Source organism: Azorhizobium doebereinerae UFLA1-100, from assembly GCF_000473085.1.
In the GTDB taxonomy this organism is placed as follows: Bacteria; Pseudomonadota; Alphaproteobacteria; order Rhizobiales; family Xanthobacteraceae; genus Azorhizobium; species Azorhizobium doebereinerae.
The window spans coordinates 406,627-421,282 of record NZ_AXBA01000001.1 but is presented as its reverse complement, the minus strand read 5'-3'; the positions used below and the strand labels follow the sequence as shown (position 1 = coordinate 421,282).

Here is a 14,656-nt window from a genome sequence, read left to right as displayed (position 1 = left end):
AGGAGTTGTCGATGCGCTTTGCCTTGCTTGCCGCCGTCCTCGTCCCCCTCGCCGCGACCGCCGTCGTGGCCCAGACCAATGTCATCAAGGACCGCCAGGCGATCATGAAGGACATCGGCGACCAGACGAAGGTGGCAGGCGCCATGGTCAAGGGCGAGGCGCCCTACGACGCCGCCAAGGCCGCGGCGATCTTCAAGACCTATACGGACGGGGCCGCCAAGTTCGGCGCGCTGTTCACCGAGGGCTCCAACGTCGGGGAGACCAAGGCCGCCCCGGCGATCTGGAGCGACCGCGCCGGTTTCGACGCCGCGCTCGCCAAGTTCAAGGCCGACGTCGCCGCCAATGTGGACAAGGTCGGCACCGAGGCCGGCTTCAAGGCCGCCATGGCCGCGGTGGGCGAGGATTGCGCCGCCTGCCATCGCGCCTACAAGCTGCGCTGAGGCCGGCTTCCTCCTCGCGTTTCACGGGCCGGCCGGAGGGATCCCCTCCGGCCGGCTTTTTCATGCCCGCTCAGAGCCTTGTGGCGATCACCCAGGCGATGGCCGCCGCCGCCAGGAACAGCCCGGCCGCCAGCGCGGCGCTGGCCATGCGCGGGGCGGGCAGGCCGGCAGGCAGGCGCTTCATGCCGGTGACCATGGGGCGCACTAGGTCGTGCCGCTTGACCGCCGCATAGGCCAGCACCGCCAGCACGTGCAGCCCCACCAGCGCCAGGATCAGGTTGAAGTTGAACACGTGCCAGCCGCTGATGCGGTCGCTCCAGGCCGAGCCGACGAACTTCGCCAGCGGCCCCTCGGCCATCACCTCGTCGTTCGAGAACAGGCCGCTGCCGGCCTGGAACAGCAGCAGCGCCAGCATCACCAGCACCATCCAGCCGCCGGCGGCATTGTGGCCGATCTCGGTGTCGGGCCCGCGCCGGGTGAAATGCGCCAGGTGCCGCAGCGCCTCCAGCGGGCTCGCCAGGAAGCGGGCGAAGCGCGCCGTGTCGCTGCCGAGGAAGCCCCAGGCGAGACGGAACAGCAGCAGCGCGAGGATGGCGTAGCCCACCCGGAAGTGCCAGTCGATCAGGCCCAGCTCGGCGGTGGCATAGGCGCCCGCCACCAGGAGCACGAGGCTCCAGTGGAACAGGCGCGTGGGCGCGTCCCAGACCTTCACCCACCGCGACGGCGTGCCCGACATGCGCAGAATCCCTTGTGTTGATGGCTTTCGCACTTTGCGCAGCGGATCGGGCAAGCCAACCGACAATCCCGTGAAAAGCCGCGGCCCTGCACAGGTCTCGCCGCGCCCGGCTTGCGCGGGTGCGTGCGCTCGTCTAGAGCACGACTGCGCCCCCGCTCCGGAGGAACGGCCATGAAAATTACAGTATTTCATGACGTTAAGGCAGGTTTGCGGGCGGTGCCCGGAAACCGCGCGCGGGCATCGGGGCGGCCATGACCCGCGGCGATCCGCCCGATCCGCGCGATGCCACCCACGCCCCGGACGCGCGCGAGCTGTTCCTCGGCTTCCTGCGCATCGCGGTGTCCGGCTTCGGCGGCACGCTGCCGTTCGCGCGGCGGGAGATGGTCGAGCAGCGCAAGTGGCTCACCGCGCGCGAGTTCACCGACATCCTGGCGATCTGCCAGCTGATGCCCGGCCCCAACATCTGCAACATGTCCTTCTGCATCGGCGCGCGGTTCGCCGGACTGCCCGGCGTGGTGGCCTCCTTCGTCGGCCTCGTCACCGTGCCCTGCATCATCGGCATCTCGCTCACCTGGGTCTATCTCACCTACGGCCAGTTCCCCGCCGTCTCCGGCATGTTGCGGGGCATCTCGGCGGGGGCGGTAGGGCTGTTCATCGCGCTCGGCATCAAGATGGCGTGGGTGGAGCGCAGGAGCCCGTTCATGCTGATCTTCGCCGCCCTCGCCTTCGTCGGCGCCGGGCTGCTCGGCCTGCCGCTGGTGGCGGTGATCCTCGGGCTTGCGCCCTTCTCCATCCTGGCGTCCTGGCGGTGGGCGAAATGACCGGGCGCGGCTCGCTGACCGACGTGGTCGTGCAGTTCTTCCTGATCTCCTTCCTCGCCATCGGCGGGGCCAATGCGGTCATCCCCGAGCTGCACCGCATGGCGGTGGAGAACCATCGCTGGATGACCGACACCACGTTCGCCGACCTGTTCGCCATCGCCCAGGTGACGCCGGGGCCGAACGTGCTGCTGGTCACGCTGATCGGCTGGTACGTGGCGGGCATTCCCGGCGCCATCGGCGCCACGCTCGCCATGTGCGTGCCGGCCGGGGCGATGGCCTTCGCCATGAGCCGGGTGTCGCACCGCTTCCGCGACGCGCCGCTGCGCATCGCCATCCAGCGCGGCCTGTCGGCGCTGACCATCGGCGTGGTGCTGGCCAGCGCCTGGATCCTGATGCAGGCCTCCGACGTGAACTGGCTGTGCTACGCCGTCACCGCCGTTTCCGTGGCCGGCTCGCTGGCCACGCGCTGGCATCCGCTGTGGTGGATCGGCTTCGGCGCGGCGCTGGGCGCGGCCGGGCTGCTGTAACGGGTGTTGTCCTAAATCAAGGGAAGCGACGTAAGGTTAGTTAGGGTGCCACGATCATTGGAGGCGCACGATGCTCTATAATATCAAGAACCTGTTCGTTGCCCTGTCGTCCGAGACCGAATCGCCCGATGCCCCGTGCGCGGTGGCCTACGGCCTGTCGCTGGCCGGGCAGGCCGGCGCGCGGCTGACCGTCCAGTCCTTCGCGCAGAAGCTGTCGCTGCCGCACAGCCGGACCAGCGACGTGGTGGCCGGCATGGCCGCGGCCGAGAATGAGCGCCTGCTCGCCATCGCCTCCAAGCTGGCGGACGATGCCCGGGCGGCGGCGGCGCTGGCCGGCGTGCCGTGCCGCACCGACGTGGGCCTTGCCCCGCATTCCGAGCTGGTGGCCAATTTCCTGGCCGAGGCGCGGGTGCATGACCTGACCATTCTCGATGCCGAGAGCAACACCATCTCCACCGACCGCGCCATCATCGAGGCGGCGGTGTTCCAGTCGGGCCGGCCAGTGCTGATCGTGCCGCAGGGCTATGAGACGTTCAAGGCCGAGCGGGTGGTCGTGGCCTGGGACGGCAGCGCGCGGGCGGCGCGGGCGCTGAATGACGCCTTGCCCATCCTGCGGGCGGCGAAGAGCGTGGAGATCGTCTCCATCGTCGGCGAGAAGGATCTCAGCGACAGCGTGCCGGGGGCCGAGCTCGCCCCGCATCTGGCCAGCCACGAGATCAATTTCGAGATCACCAGCCTGCCGGCCGTGCATGGCGACGCGGGCGAGACGCTGCGCATCCACGCCATGGGCACCGGCGCCGACCTGATCGTCATGGGCGCCTATGTGCATTCCTGGTTCCGGCAGGTGGCGCTGGGCGGCGTGACCCAGTCGCTGCTGCGCACCTCGCCGGCGCCGCTGTTCCTCTCCTACTGACCGAGCGCCGCCGCCGGCCCGCCGGCGCTCAGGGCCGGCGGGGGATGCGGCGCAGGATGCCGCTCCAGCCGCCGGCCAGCAGCGCCACCGCGCCGACGGTGGCGAACTGCGCCCCGGAGAGCGGGGCGAGGCGGAAGATGGCGGTGAGCTGCGGCACCAGCAGGATCGCCGACACCACCGCCGACGCCAGGGCGCAGATGATCCAGAAGGCGGCGCGCCGCGGGTCGAAGAAGGCGGTGCCCGGCTCGGCGGATTCGGCGAAGGCCAGCACCAGATTGCCCATCATCAGCGCCAGGAAGGCGCCGGCGCGCGCTTCCGCCTCCGGATGGCCGGCCTTCAGCCACCAGGCATAGAGCGCCAGCACCGCCGCCAGCACGACGGCGCCCTGGAGCACGCCGAAGGCGATCTGCCGGGCGCCGAATAAAGTCTCGCCGGCCGCGCGCGGCGGGCGCTCCATGGCGCTGCGCTCGCTGGGCTCGCCCTCGAAGACGAGGGCCGAGAGCGGGTCCACCAGCAGTTCCAGCAGCACCACATGGACCGGATAGAGCACCGGCGGCAGGCCCATCAGGATGGGCAGCAGCGCCAGCCCGGCGATGGGAATGTGGATAGCGGTCACATAGGTGAGCGCCTTGCGCAGGTTGGTGAAGATGCGCCGGCCGAGGCGGATGCCGCCGATGATGGAGACGAAGCGGTCGTCCAGCAGCACCAGGTCCGCCGCCTCGCGCGCCACGTCGGTGCCGCGCAGGCCCATGGCGATGCCGATGTGCGCGGCCTCCAGCGCCGGGGCGTCGTTGACGCCGTCGCCGGTCATGGCCACCACCTCGCCATTGGCCCGGAGCGCCTGGATGATGGCGAGCTTCTGCTCGGGCATGATGCGGGCGAACACCCGCACCTCGCGCGCCCGCGCCCTCAGCGCCTCCGGATCGAGGCCGGCGAGATCGGCGCCGGTGAGCACCCCGCCCGCCGTGTCGAGCCCGGCCTGGCGGGCGATCTCCAGCGCCGTGGCGGGATAGTCGCCGGTCATCATCGCCACCTGGATGCCCGCCCGCCGGGCCTCCGCGATGGCCCCCGGCACGTCGGCGCGCACCGGATCGGCGAAGGCCAGCAGGCCGGCGAGGGCGAAGGGCGCGTCCTGCGGCGCCGGGGCGTCGCCCACCGGGCGGGAGGCCACCGCCAGCACGCGCAGGCCGCGCGCGGCGAAATCCGCCACGTCCCGGTCCAGCGCCGCCCGCGCCGGGGCGTCCAGGCGACAGAGGGCGGCGACCGCCTCCGGGGCGCCCTTGGCGGCGAACATCTCGCCCTCCGGCAGGCGCCAGCGCTGGATGAAGGCGAGCAGGTCGGTGCGCAGCGGATAGGTCTCCACCAGCGCCGCCGCGTTCGGGGGCAGGGCGGGATCGGCCACCGCATGCACCGCGCGGTCCATGGGGTCCACCGGCTGCGGCGCGCAGGCGAGGCGGGCGAGGCCGAGCAGCGGCAGGGCACCGGCCGGCGGACCGGCGGGGGAGAAGGCGAAGGCGTCCTCGCCGGTGGCGGCCACGGCGAGGGCCATGCGGTTCTCGGTGAGGGTGCCGGTCTTGTCCACGCACAGGACCGTGGCGGCGCCCAGCGTCTCGATCACCGCGCCGCGCCGCACCAGCACCTTCTGGCCGGCCAGCCGGAAGGCGCCGATGGCCATGAAGATGGCCAGCACCATGGGGAACTCCTCCGGCACCAGGGCGATGGCGAAGGTGATGCCGGCGAGCGCGCCCTCGATCCAATTGTCGAGCCAGAGGCCGTAGACCACGGTGACCAGGGCGCAGAAGGCGATGGCCAGCACGCCGAGCTTGCCGATCAGCCGGCCCATGCTCTTCTGGAGCACGGTGGGCTCGCTCTCGATGCTGGCCAGCGAGGCGCCGATGCGGCCGAGGCGGGTGGCGGGCCCGGTGCGCGTCGCCTGGACCACGCCCTGGCCGCGCACGTTCAGCGTGCCGGAGAAGACGGCGGGGCTGTGGTCGCCGCCCGGCTCCGGGTCGCTCGTTTCCGCCGCCGCCTCGGGCGCCACGCGCTTGACCACCGGCACCGATTCCCCGGTGAGGGCGGATTCGTCCACGGTGAGCGCATCGCCGGAGATGAGAATGCCGTCCACCGGCAGGCGGTCGCCTTCGCCCACCAGGATGAGGTCGCCGGGCACGAGGTCACGGGCGGGGATGCGCTGCTCCTGCCCGTCGCGCAGCACGCGGGCCATGGGCTCGGCCAGTTGGCGCAAAGCGGCGAGCGCCCGCTCGCTGCGCACCTCCTGCATCACCACGAGGCCGATGGTCACGGCGGCGCCAGCGCTCAGGAACAGGCCCTCGCCGATGTCGCCCAGCAGCAGGTAGAGGCCGGCGGCGACCAGCAGCAGCAGGAACAGCGGCTCGCGCAGGGTGCCGGCGACGATGGCCCACAGGCTGCGGGTGCGCGCTGCGCCGAGCAGGTTGGGGCCGAGCGCCTGAAGGCGGCGCGCGGCCTCCGCGGCGGTCAGGCCGGTCGGGGCGGTGGGGCCGGAGGGAAAGGCCGGGCGCGCGGGCGGCGCGGCATCGGGGGCGGGCGACTGCATCGGCTGGAGCCTCTCGGGGCGGGCGGCAGCCATGCGGCCCGCCCCACCGCCGTCTTGATCGCGCACGACGCGGCCCGGGTCGAGGGGGCGAAGTGACCTGGGGCAGACGGCCTTGCAGGTCACACGGCCTTGCGGGTCGGACGCTCTTGCGGATCAGAGGGCCTTGCGGATCAGAAGGCCTTGAAGGTGATGAGGGTGCGCGTGTCCTGGATGCCGGGCAGCTTCTGCACCTTCTCGTTGACGAAATGGCCGATGTCGGTGGCCTCGGGCACGTAGAACTTCACCAGGAGGTCGAAGTCGCCGGCGGTGGAATAGATTTCCGAGGCGATCTCCGCATCCGCCAAGGCGTTGGCGACATCGTAGGATTTGCCGAGCTGGCACTTGATCTGGACGAAGAAGGGAATCACCGGAACGCTCCATGGATGCACCCGGCCTTGCGGCGCGCGGACGAGGATCCGGGCGGCGTGGACGGCGGCGCGCGACAAGGTGGACAAATCCGCCGGCCGTGACAAGCGGGCGCGGCGCTGCGGCGCGCCGGCCTTGAAGCGCGAGGGTGCGGCGGCTACATCTCAGGGTCTCTCGTCGGGGTGCCGTCCGTCATGGATGGCTGAGAGGCTTAAGGCCAACCCGCGAACCTGATCCGGATCATGCCGGCGGAGGGAACCGAGACGCGGCGCAGGGGCGCCCCTTTTCGCCTTCCGATGCTCTGAGGCGCAGCGTGGCTGACAGCATTTCCACCCCCACCGGCATCCCCTCCGCCGGCATCCCCTCCGCCGGCAACACGCCCATCGCCGTGACCATCGCCGGCTCGGATTCCAGCGGCGGCGCCGGCATCCAGGCGGACCTGAAGACCTTCTCCGCCCTGGGCGTCTACGGGGCGAGCGTCATCACCGCGCTGACCGCGCAGAACACGCTGGGCGTCACCGCCATTCACGACGCGCCGCCGGACTTCATCGCCCAGCAGATGGAGGCGGTGTTCAGCGACCTCGACGTGCGGGCGGTGAAGATCGGCATGCTGTCGCGCCCCGCCACCATCGCCACCGTGGCCGAGGGGCTGGCGCGCCTCGGCGCCCGGCACGTGGTGCTGGACCCGGTGATGGTGGCCGCCTCCGGCGCGCGCCTGCTGGAGGACGCGGCCATCGACACGCTCAAGAGCCGGCTCCTGCCGCTGGCCGACCTCGTGACCCCGAACCTGCCGGAGGCCGCCGCTTTGCTCGACGCGCCGGTGGCCGAAGGCGAAAACGAGACGCGGGCGCAGGGCGAGCGGCTGCTGGCGCTGGGGGCGAAGGCGGTGCTGATGAAGGGCGGCCACGGCACCGGGGCGGAAAGCGTCGACCTGCTCGTGACGCCCGCCGGCGTGGTGCGGCTGCCGGCGCCGCGCCATGTCACGCGCAACACCCACGGCACCGGCTGCACCTTGTCCTCGGCCATCGCCTCCGGCCTCGCCAAGGGTGAGGATCTCGCCACGGCGGTCGCGGCGGCCAAGGCCTACATTACCGGCGCCATCGCCGCGGCCGATCGCCTGCATGTGGGGCGTGGGCACGGGCCGGTGCACCATTTTTACGCGCTCTGGCCGTCCTCCTGACGCCCCGGCACCGCTGGTTTTTCTTGCCCGGCGCTCGGCTTTCCCGCTATCGTCCGGGGAAGCGAACGTGTGTTCGGTAAAAGGGAGAGCAATGGTTCAGCGCGAGAAGCCAGCCGAGCGCGGCAGCGGATTGGAACCGGGCGCCCACGCGATCACCGGCCAGCTGGGCAAGACCATCCAACGGCTGCGCAAGGCCTACAATCTCTCGCTGTCGGACCTTGCCGAGCAGTCCGGCGTCGCCAAGTCGATCATCAGCCAGATCGAGCGCAACGAGACCAACCCGACGCTGGCCACCGTCTGGCGCCTGTCGCAGGCGCTGGACATCACGGTGGAGCGGGTGCTGGCCAATTCCGACGAAGCCCCGTTCGTGGAGAAGCTGACGCGGGCCGACACGCCCATGCTCCAGTCCGAGGACGGGCTGTGCCGTCTGGCCATCATCGGCTGGATCAAGACGGTGGAGTGGCTGCAATATTACGACTTCCACGCCGCGCCCGGCGGGGTGCTGGATTCCGAGGGCCACCAGCGCGGCTCGGTGGAATGCCTGACCGTGCTGGAGGGCGAGCTGCAGGTGGAGGTGGGCGGCGTGACCGAGACCGCCAAGGCGGGTGAGACGCTGCGCTACCGCTGCGACCGCCAGCACATCATCCGCAACGCCACCGCCGCGCCCGCCCATGCCCTCATGGTGTGCCTGCTGAAGGCCGCCGTGCTGGACTGAGGCGCGTCGCCATTTCACCCGCGCCGCAGGGGCGCGGGGCTTCGCCTCAATAGACGTCCCGCTTGTAGCGGCCCTGCTCGGCCAGCGCTTCCAGCTTGTCCGCGCCCAGCACTTCGCCGAGCACCTGATGCACGCCGGGCGCCATGCCCTTCAGGCTGCCGCAGACATAGATCGCCGCGCCGTCCGCCACCCAGGCCCGCAGGATGTCGGCGGCGGCGCGCAGCGCGTCCTGCACGTAGCGCCGGTCCGGATCGCGCGAGAAGGCGAGGTCGAGCCGCTCCAGCGCCCCGGCGGCGGTCCAGCCGGCGATCTCGTCGCGGAAGTAGAAATCCCTGTCCGCATTGCGCTCGCCGAACACCAGCCAGTTGCGGTCGTGCCCCGCTTGGATGCGGGCCTTGAGGTGCGCGCGCAGGCCGGCAAGGCCGGTGCCGTTGCCGATGAGAATCATCGGCCGGCCGTCCGCCGGCGGGTGGAAGCCGGTGTTGCGGCGGATGCGCAGGGCGATCGGCGCGCCCTCGGCGGCGAAGGCGGTGAGCCAGCCGGAGCCGAGGCCGAGGCCGTCCGGCGTGCGGGCCTGGCGCACGAGGAGTTCCAGCCGCCCGTCCTGGGGAATGGAGGCGATGGAATATTCCCGGTGCGGCAGCGGCGGCAGCGTGTCCGCCAGCTTCTGCGCGCTCCAGCCGGCGACGCTGGCGTCCTCCGGCAGCAGGCGCTCCTCCAGAACGCTCCGCAGCGCACGGCTCTCGCCCCCGGCGGTGACCGTCTCCGCGCCGTCGCGGCCGGCGGCGGCGAGGATGGCGTCCACCCGGCGCGGGTCGTTGCGCGGGCCGATCTCGGCGATGTCGCCCGCCGTCCAGGTCAGGTCGGCAGCCTCCACCGGCTCCAGCAGCACGTGGAACGTGGGCAGGCCGGCGCTGCCGGGATTGAGCTCCCGCCGCCCGGCGAGGCGCCAGGCGCCATAGGCCGCCGGCACCCAGTCGGGCAGGGTGCCGGCGCCGGAGAGGGCGCCGAGCTGGGCCTGCCAGTGGCGCAGCGCGCCGGGGTCTTCGCCGTCCATCTCCACCCGGTCGAACAGCGGCGTGGCGCCCTGGGTGCGCAGCCAGGCGTCGAGGTCGCGGCCGAAGCCGCAGAACCGGCCGAACGAACGCTCGCCCAGGGCCAGCACGCCATAGTCGAGCTGGGCGAGGGCGGTGCTGCGGCCCATCACGGTGCGGGCGAAGGCGCGGGCGGCGTCCGGCGGCTCGCCCTCGCCGAAGGTGGAGACCACGAACAGCGCCCGCTTCGCCCCGGCCAGCGCCTCCGGCGCCAGCGCGCCGAGCGCGGTCACCTCCACCGGCAGGCCGGCGGCCTTCAGCGCCCCGGCGCTCTGCCAGGCGAGGCGCTCGGCCGTGCCGCTCTGGCTGGCGAAGGCGACCAGCACCGGCGCCGCGTCGGCGGCGGGCGCGGCCTCGGCCACCGTGGCCTGCGCCTGCCGGGCGATCTCGCGCTTCTTCCGCCGCCGGTCGAGATAGAGCAGCCAGCCGGTGACCGCGAACAGCGGCATCAGCAGGCTGGCGATCATCATCAGGACGGTGCCGGCGATGCCGAAATAGGAGCCCGCATGCAGCGGGAAGATGCTGGCCACCAGCTTCTGGCCGAGCGGCAGGTCGGCATAGCGCCTGTGCTCGCGCACCTGGCCGGCGGGATCGAGCACCAGGGTGTTGCTGGCCCGCTCATGGGCCGGATCGGGCGGCAGGTATTGGATGGTCAGCGGCCCCGCGCCCTGCGGCAGCCGCAGCGTGGCCTGGCTGTAGCCGCCGCTCTCCTTCAGGAAGACCGGCCAGAGGACGGAAAGGTCCGGCCCCGCCGCCCGGTTGCCCTGGGGCCGCGCGCCGCCGCGCTCGCCTTGCGCGCCGGGTTGCCCTTGCGGCCGTGCCGCCTGTCCTTGCCCGCCCTGTGCTTGCCCGCCCTGTCCTTGCGCGCCCTGGGCCTGCGCGCCCGGCTGGGGCGGCGGGGCGCCGGGCGGGCCGCCGCGCTGGGCCGGGCGAGGCGCGCCCATCAGGTCGTAGAAGGCCATGCGGTACCAGTCGTAGGACCAGGTGAGGCCGGTCAGCGCCGCCAGCAGGTAGAAGGGCAGCACCCAGGTGCCGATGACCGAATGCAGCTCCCAGAACAGCGAGCGGCCGCGCCGGCTGAGGTCGAGGGCGAACCAGCGCTTCAGCGACAGCGCGTTGCGCGGCCAGCGCAGATAGAGCCCGGAGAGGGCGAAGAACACCAGCATGGCGGTGGCGGCGCCGACGATCTGCTTGCCCACGTCGCCCGCCGCCAGCCAGCGATGGATGAACATGATGGTGCGCAGGGTATCGACGCCGACCGGCTGGGGCAGCAGCGCGCCGTCATAGGGGTTCACATAGCGCATCTCGCCGCGCCCCTGGACGCCGGGCGCGGGAGCGAACATCACGCGGGCGGAGGCGTCCGGATCAGCGCGCACGGTGAGCATGCTCACGGCGCGGTCGGGCGCGGCGGCGCGCACGCGGGCCAGCAGCGCGTCGGGCGCCAGCGGCGTGCCCTGCGGGGTGACGGTGATGATGCCCGGGTTGAGCGCCCGCAGGATCTCGTCCTCGAACGACAGCATGCCGCCGGTGACGCCGACCACGGCGAGCACGATCCCGGCGGTGATGCCGAGGAACCAGTGAATCTGAAACAGAACAGCCTTGATCATCGACGCCACGCCCCCGACCTGCGTGACTTGAACCCACGCGCGGCGAAAACCCTGCGCATTGCCGCCGAGAAAAAGCGGCGCACCGGGCTTTTTCGCGCGGATATGCTCAAGAGAACCTGAGGATGCATAGCAATGCATCTGGGGCAGCTCAATATGCGGCGCTCTGAATGGAACTATTATAAATAAAAACACTTGGCAGGAGAGAGGCGAACACAGGGGAAGGTGGGGGGCGCTCTAGGTGGGTTAAGGCTGGGGGAAGGAGCCGCGGAAATTGCTGTTCCGTCCGATAGGAAGGCTGTTTAGGTTATCCGAATGCGGGATTTCATTCTTCAAGAGATACGACGGTTAGCTTCGGCAAATGGGGGGCAGGCTCCGGGGCAGAAGCTGTTCGCTAAAGAAACTGGCATTGCTGAACATCAGTGGCGCGGTCGGTTTTGGGCGCGATGGGGTGATGCGTTAAGCGAAGCGGGCTTCCAGCCGAACAATTGGACCAGTAAATCGGATGCAAATGTGGTCCTTTCCGGGGTAGTTGCGGCTTGCCGCTATTACGGACGTTTGCCAACAAACGCAGAACTCGAGATGCTGCGGCGAACAAATCCTTCGATCCCTCATCCAAATGTCATTAAGAGCAATTTCGGGCGTCGATCCGATATGGTCGCTGCACTTGCCAAGCATGTAGCGACCGATGCGGCTTTATCCGATGTTGCAGCTATGTTGCCTGAACAAAGCAACGACGCATTTCAGCGGCAATCTTTATTGCAGTCCATCGAAGGATTCGTGTATCTCATTAAATCTGGCGAATTCTATAAAATCGGCCGCAGCGACGATGCCGAACGGCGTTTTAAGCAAATCACAATCGCTTTGCCCGACAAGGCCGAACTATTCCACACGATCCGAACCGACGATCCGCCCGGCATCGAAGCTTACTGGCATCGGCGCTTCGCGGATCGTCGGGCCAACGGCGAATGGTTCAAGCTGACGGCGCAGGATGTGGCAGCATTCAAAAAGCGCAAGTTCCAGTAAGGTTCGCGGAACATGAAAAGACGATCAGCACTTAGCGACTGGTGACGAAGGAAGCGAAAAAGACGGGGATCGAAGACATCCCCTCACAACGACACCAGCCCCAGCGCCGTCGCCACCGGCAGATAGAGGGTGCGCGGTCGCCGCAGCAAAGGGGTGAAGCCGAAGGCGGCATAGAAGGCCGCCGCTTCGTCGTCGATGGCGTCGGCGAAGATGGCGTGGGCGCCGATGGGCGCGGTCGCCACCGTCCGGATCGCGTCGAATAGCAAGGCCGCGCCAAGCCCTTGTCCGGCATAGTCGCTGTGCCGCCCCAGCCAGCCGATGAGCACCGCCGGGACGCTGGGATAGCGGGGCAGCTTTCGCGCCAGGGGCTCGGGCACCTCGGTCAGCGGCGCGGTGCTGGATGACAAGGTATAGAAGCCGGCCACGCGATCGCTCGCCAGCTCCCGGGCGACGAAACAGGTGGCGTAGTGGCGCTTCACATCCTGCGAGACGGTTTCGCGGAAATAGAGGTCGATCCGCGCGTTGCCGCAGGTGAAGCCGGAGCGCCGGTGCGCCGTCGCCAGCGGCTCGATGGCGAAACGGGCGCTCACCGGCGGGGGCTCATGGACGGGCGCTCACCGGGGCGCGATCAGCTCGGCATGGCGCTTGGCCGCGCGGGCGAGGCGCGCGTTCGGCCGGGGCGGGGCGATCAGCGCCTCGGCGAAGCGGATCTGGTCCTCGCGGGCGAGGCGCATGATCTCGGCCTCCTCGACGACGCGCCGGGCGTCCTCGCCGGCGGTGGCGATGAGATAGCCGGTCAGGGTCATGCCGCGCAGCCGCGCGGCGCGCTGCATCTGGTCATAGATCTGGACCGGAATGCGCGCTTCCAGCCGGGCGGTCTCGGCTTCAACCGGGGGGGTGGAAACGGGCTCGTGCAGGGCCTTGGGCATGGCGGTGTCCTTTGCCACTCATATACGGCAAATTGCCGTATGATCCAAGATGCGCCCCGATGCCGGGACAGGCAGGGCGAGGCGCCGACAGGCCCACCCCCCGCCCGTCACCTCTCCACGAAGGCCTTCTCGATCACATACTCCGCCGGGGTGGCCTGGCTGCCCTCGTTGAAGCCGCGCGCCTCCAGCGCCTCCACCAGGTCTTTGAGCATCGCCGGGCTGCCGCACAGCATCAGGCGGTCCTCGGCCGGGTTCAGGGGCGGCACACCGAGGTCGGTGAACAGCTTGCCGTTCTCGATCAGCTGGGTGATGCGGCCCTGGTTGCGGAACGGCTCGCGGGTCACCGTCGGATAGTAGAGCAGCTTCCGCTTCACCTCCTCGCCGATGAACTCGTTCTCCGGCAATTCCTTGGTGAGGAAGTCGTCATAGGCCAGTTCCGCCACGGTGCGGCAGCCGTGGATCAGGATGATCTGCTCGAACCTTTCATAGGCGTCCGGGTCCTTCACCACGGAGAGGAAGGGCGCGAGGCCGGTGCCGGTGGAGAGCAGATAGAGCCGCTTGCCGGGGGTGAGATTGTCCTGGATCAGCGTGCCGGTGGCCTTGCGGCCCACCAGGATCTTGTCGCCCGCCTTCAGGTGCTGGAGGCGCGAGGTCAGCGGGCCGTTCTGTACCTTGATGGAGAAGAACTGGAGGTCCTCCTCGTAATTGGCGCTGGCCAGCGAATAGGCGCGCAGCAGCGGCTTGCCGTCCACCATCAGGCCGATCATCACGAACTGGCCGTTGAGGAAGCGGAAGCCGGGATCGCGGGTGGTGGTGAAGGTGAAGAGGTTCTCGGTCCAGTGATGGACGCTTGTGACCGTCTCTTCGTTCAGATTGCTCATGGGGACTGGCTCGACATCGGGACAGGCGCCGGCGGGCAGCCGGGGCACGGAAGCGCGCGCACTCAATCACGAGTGCACGCTGTGGTAAGATCGCTTCCACCCTATAACATGCATTTCCCACGCTGCACTGCGGCGGGGTGTCTTTTTAGCGGTTCCGGACAGGCGCGAGGATGAGGCCGATCGATGCGGCCTTCGGAGCATGCTTGTAAAGTCGGCTATCCCTTCATGATATTCCCGCATCGGCATCGGCATCGGCATCGGCATCGGCTGGGGAGGCCCATGTGCAACATGGCAAGGCGCATGTGGAAGCCAAGTATGAAGCCTACAGAAGCGCATCCAGGGATTTTGCCTGCGAGAAGATCGCAACTCGCTTTCCGGAGTTGGCGGGCAACGTCGTGTTCGCCGGCATTTCGGACTTGGCTGTCGGCAAGGCGGAAGGCTTCCAGTTTCCCTGGCGCAAGCTGGTCGGGCAAAACAGGCCATATCTCCGGCGCTTCGAGCTCGCTGTCTGGTATCGGGACAACTTGGCCGCCCTGGCCATCGGGCGCGCGTCGCGGGGGCCAGACAACGTCACGATTCATTTTGTCGAGCGGAGCGGTGGTGCGAACCCTTTGGCCGGATGGGTCGCTCTGTTCGCGGTCGAAGCAGCCGATAGTTATGCGAAAGTCATCGGTCGGCAGCGCGTCAAGCTGAAGGCACCGTTAGCAGGCGTATTGCCGAGGTATCAGGCAATGGGCTTTCGCCTTGCGGAAACCATAAACGGTGCCACATACTATGATCGGAGAGTGCAGCCATGACCGTTCGCGCGAG

15 protein-coding genes and 1 riboswitch are annotated in these 14,656 nt (G+C 69.6%); of the genes, 8 read left to right on the top strand and 7 right to left on the bottom strand.

Annotation, left to right across the window (positions count from 1 at the left end; translation table 11 throughout):
- Positions 1 to 11 precede the first annotated feature (11 nt).
- On the top strand, positions 12 to 440 hold the full coding sequence (locus YU1_RS0101685; protein WP_029002598.1) for a c-type cytochrome: 429 nt from the start codon (positions 12 to 14) through the stop codon (positions 438 to 440).
- A gap of 70 nt (positions 441 to 510) precedes the next feature.
- On the opposite strand, the gene YU1_RS27410 is transcribed toward YU1_RS0101685, so the two are convergent.
- Complete coding sequence (locus YU1_RS27410) at positions 511 to 1,176, bottom strand: cytochrome b/b6 domain-containing protein (protein WP_035713195.1); 666 nt, start codon at positions 1,174 to 1,176, stop codon at positions 511 to 513.
- A 251-nt stretch (positions 1,177 to 1,427) separates the two neighbouring features.
- Between YU1_RS27410 and YU1_RS27405 the strand changes: the two genes are divergently transcribed.
- The 3 genes from YU1_RS27405 (at position 1,428) to YU1_RS0101665 (ending at position 3,437) form a co-directional block, all read left to right on the top strand.
- Complete coding sequence (locus tag YU1_RS27405; protein ID WP_035713193.1) at positions 1,428 to 1,997, top strand: chromate transporter; 570 nt, start codon at positions 1,428 to 1,430, stop codon at positions 1,995 to 1,997.
- Positions 1,994 to 2,524, top strand: coding sequence for a chromate transporter (locus tag YU1_RS0101670; RefSeq protein ID WP_029002597.1), 531 nt, complete (start codon positions 1,994 to 1,996; stop codon positions 2,522 to 2,524). Before YU1_RS27405 ends, YU1_RS0101670 begins: the two co-directional genes overlap by 4 nt.
- A gap of 70 nt (positions 2,525 to 2,594) precedes the next feature.
- Positions 2,595 to 3,437: a universal stress protein gene (locus YU1_RS0101665; RefSeq protein ID WP_029002596.1), complete on the top strand. Its 843-nt coding sequence runs from the start codon at positions 2,595 to 2,597 to the stop codon at positions 3,435 to 3,437.
- A gap of 28 nt (positions 3,438 to 3,465) precedes the next feature.
- On the opposite strand, the gene YU1_RS0101660 is transcribed toward YU1_RS0101665, so the two are convergent.
- Together YU1_RS0101660 and YU1_RS0101655 are read right to left on the bottom strand one after the other, a co-directional pair.
- The gene (locus tag YU1_RS0101660) at positions 3,466 to 6,045 is read right to left on the bottom strand and encodes a cation-translocating P-type ATPase (protein ID WP_245263199.1); all 2,580 of its coding nucleotides are present in this window, start codon (positions 6,043 to 6,045) and stop codon (positions 3,466 to 3,468) included.
- Between the two features lie 137 nt (positions 6,046 to 6,182).
- Positions 6,183 to 6,419 (bottom strand): Lrp/AsnC ligand binding domain-containing protein, encoded by a 237-nt coding sequence (locus YU1_RS0101655; RefSeq protein ID WP_029002594.1) that lies wholly within the window; start codon positions 6,417 to 6,419, stop codon positions 6,183 to 6,185.
- Between the two features lie 166 nt (positions 6,420 to 6,585).
- Positions 6,586 to 6,692: riboswitch (TPP riboswitch) on the top strand.
- 83 nt (positions 6,693 to 6,775) lie between these two features.
- Between YU1_RS0101655 and thiD the strand changes: the two genes are divergently transcribed.
- Together thiD and YU1_RS0101645 are read left to right on the top strand one after the other, a co-directional pair.
- Positions 6,776 to 7,597 (top strand): bifunctional hydroxymethylpyrimidine kinase/phosphomethylpyrimidine kinase, encoded by an 822-nt coding sequence (thiD, locus tag YU1_RS0101650; protein ID WP_029002593.1) that lies wholly within the window; start codon positions 6,776 to 6,778, stop codon positions 7,595 to 7,597.
- Positions 7,598 to 7,688: 91 nt separating this feature from the next.
- Complete coding sequence (locus YU1_RS0101645) at positions 7,689 to 8,312, top strand: helix-turn-helix domain-containing protein (RefSeq protein WP_029002592.1); 624 nt, start codon at positions 7,689 to 7,691, stop codon at positions 8,310 to 8,312.
- A gap of 46 nt (positions 8,313 to 8,358) precedes the next feature.
- Here the strand turns inward: YU1_RS0101645 and YU1_RS0101640 are convergent, their stop codons facing one another.
- Positions 8,359 to 11,013 (bottom strand): PepSY domain-containing protein, encoded by a 2,655-nt coding sequence (locus tag YU1_RS0101640; protein WP_029002591.1) that lies wholly within the window; start codon positions 11,011 to 11,013, stop codon positions 8,359 to 8,361.
- Positions 11,014 to 11,325: 312 nt separating this feature from the next.
- On the opposite strand from YU1_RS0101640, the gene YU1_RS0101635 reads away from it, so the two are divergent.
- Entirely contained in the window at positions 11,326 to 12,036 is a 711-nt protein-coding gene (locus YU1_RS0101635) for a GIY-YIG nuclease family protein (protein WP_051356358.1), read from the top strand.
- 83 nt (positions 12,037 to 12,119) lie between these two features.
- On the opposite strand, the gene YU1_RS0101630 is transcribed toward YU1_RS0101635, so the two are convergent.
- From YU1_RS0101630 to YU1_RS0101620, 3 genes are all read right to left on the bottom strand, one after another.
- On the bottom strand, positions 12,120 to 12,626 hold the full coding sequence (locus YU1_RS0101630) for a GNAT family N-acetyltransferase (protein ID WP_029002589.1): 507 nt from the start codon (positions 12,624 to 12,626) through the stop codon (positions 12,120 to 12,122).
- 24 nt (positions 12,627 to 12,650) lie between these two features.
- Positions 12,651 to 12,965 carry a type II toxin-antitoxin system TacA family antitoxin gene (locus YU1_RS0101625; protein WP_051356357.1) on the bottom strand — a complete coding sequence of 105 codons (315 nt, stop codon included), beginning with the start codon at positions 12,963 to 12,965 and terminating at the stop codon, positions 12,651 to 12,653.
- A gap of 107 nt (positions 12,966 to 13,072) precedes the next feature.
- A complete protein-coding gene (locus YU1_RS0101620; RefSeq protein WP_029002587.1) occupies positions 13,073 to 13,846 on the bottom strand; it encodes a ferredoxin--NADP reductase in 774 nt (257 codons plus the stop codon).
- A 281-nt stretch (positions 13,847 to 14,127) separates the two neighbouring features.
- Here YU1_RS0101620 and YU1_RS0101615 point away from each other — a divergent pair, with 281 nt between their 5' ends.
- On the top strand, positions 14,128 to 14,643 hold the full coding sequence (locus YU1_RS0101615) for a hypothetical protein (RefSeq protein WP_029002586.1): 516 nt from the start codon (positions 14,128 to 14,130) through the stop codon (positions 14,641 to 14,643).
- The last annotated feature ends 13 nt before the right edge of the window (positions 14,644 to 14,656 follow it).

What these genes read in the sequence shown, in the direction of transcription:
- YU1_RS0101625 (WP_051356357.1), bottom strand. Translation starts at nt 12,965, where the DNA reads ATGCCCAAGGCCCTGCACGAGCCCGTTTCCACCCCCCCGGTTGAAGCC.
- YU1_RS27410 (WP_035713195.1), bottom strand. Translation starts at nt 1,176, where the DNA reads ATGTCGGGCACGCCGTCGCGGTGGGTGAAGGTCTGGGACGCGCCCACG.
- YU1_RS0101665 (WP_029002596.1), top strand. Translation starts at nt 2,595, where the DNA reads ATGCTCTATAATATCAAGAACCTGTTCGTTGCCCTGTCGTCCGAGACC.
- YU1_RS0101685 (WP_029002598.1), top strand. Translation starts at nt 12, where the DNA reads ATGCGCTTTGCCTTGCTTGCCGCCGTCCTCGTCCCCCTCGCCGCGACC.
- YU1_RS0101620 (WP_029002587.1), bottom strand. Translation starts at nt 13,846, where the DNA reads ATGAGCAATCTGAACGAAGAGACGGTCACAAGCGTCCATCACTGGACC.
- YU1_RS0101670 (WP_029002597.1), top strand. Translation starts at nt 1,994, where the DNA reads ATGACCGGGCGCGGCTCGCTGACCGACGTGGTCGTGCAGTTCTTCCTG.
- YU1_RS27405 (WP_035713193.1), top strand. Translation starts at nt 1,428, where the DNA reads ATGACCCGCGGCGATCCGCCCGATCCGCGCGATGCCACCCACGCCCCG.
- YU1_RS0101640 (WP_029002591.1), bottom strand. Translation starts at nt 11,013, where the DNA reads ATGATCAAGGCTGTTCTGTTTCAGATTCACTGGTTCCTCGGCATCACC.
- YU1_RS0101660 (WP_245263199.1), bottom strand. Translation starts at nt 6,045, where the DNA reads ATGGCTGCCGCCCGCCCCGAGAGGCTCCAGCCGATGCAGTCGCCCGCC.
- YU1_RS0101645 (WP_029002592.1), top strand. Translation starts at nt 7,689, where the DNA reads ATGGTTCAGCGCGAGAAGCCAGCCGAGCGCGGCAGCGGATTGGAACCG.
- YU1_RS0101635 (WP_051356358.1), top strand. Translation starts at nt 11,326, where the DNA reads ATGCGGGATTTCATTCTTCAAGAGATACGACGGTTAGCTTCGGCAAAT.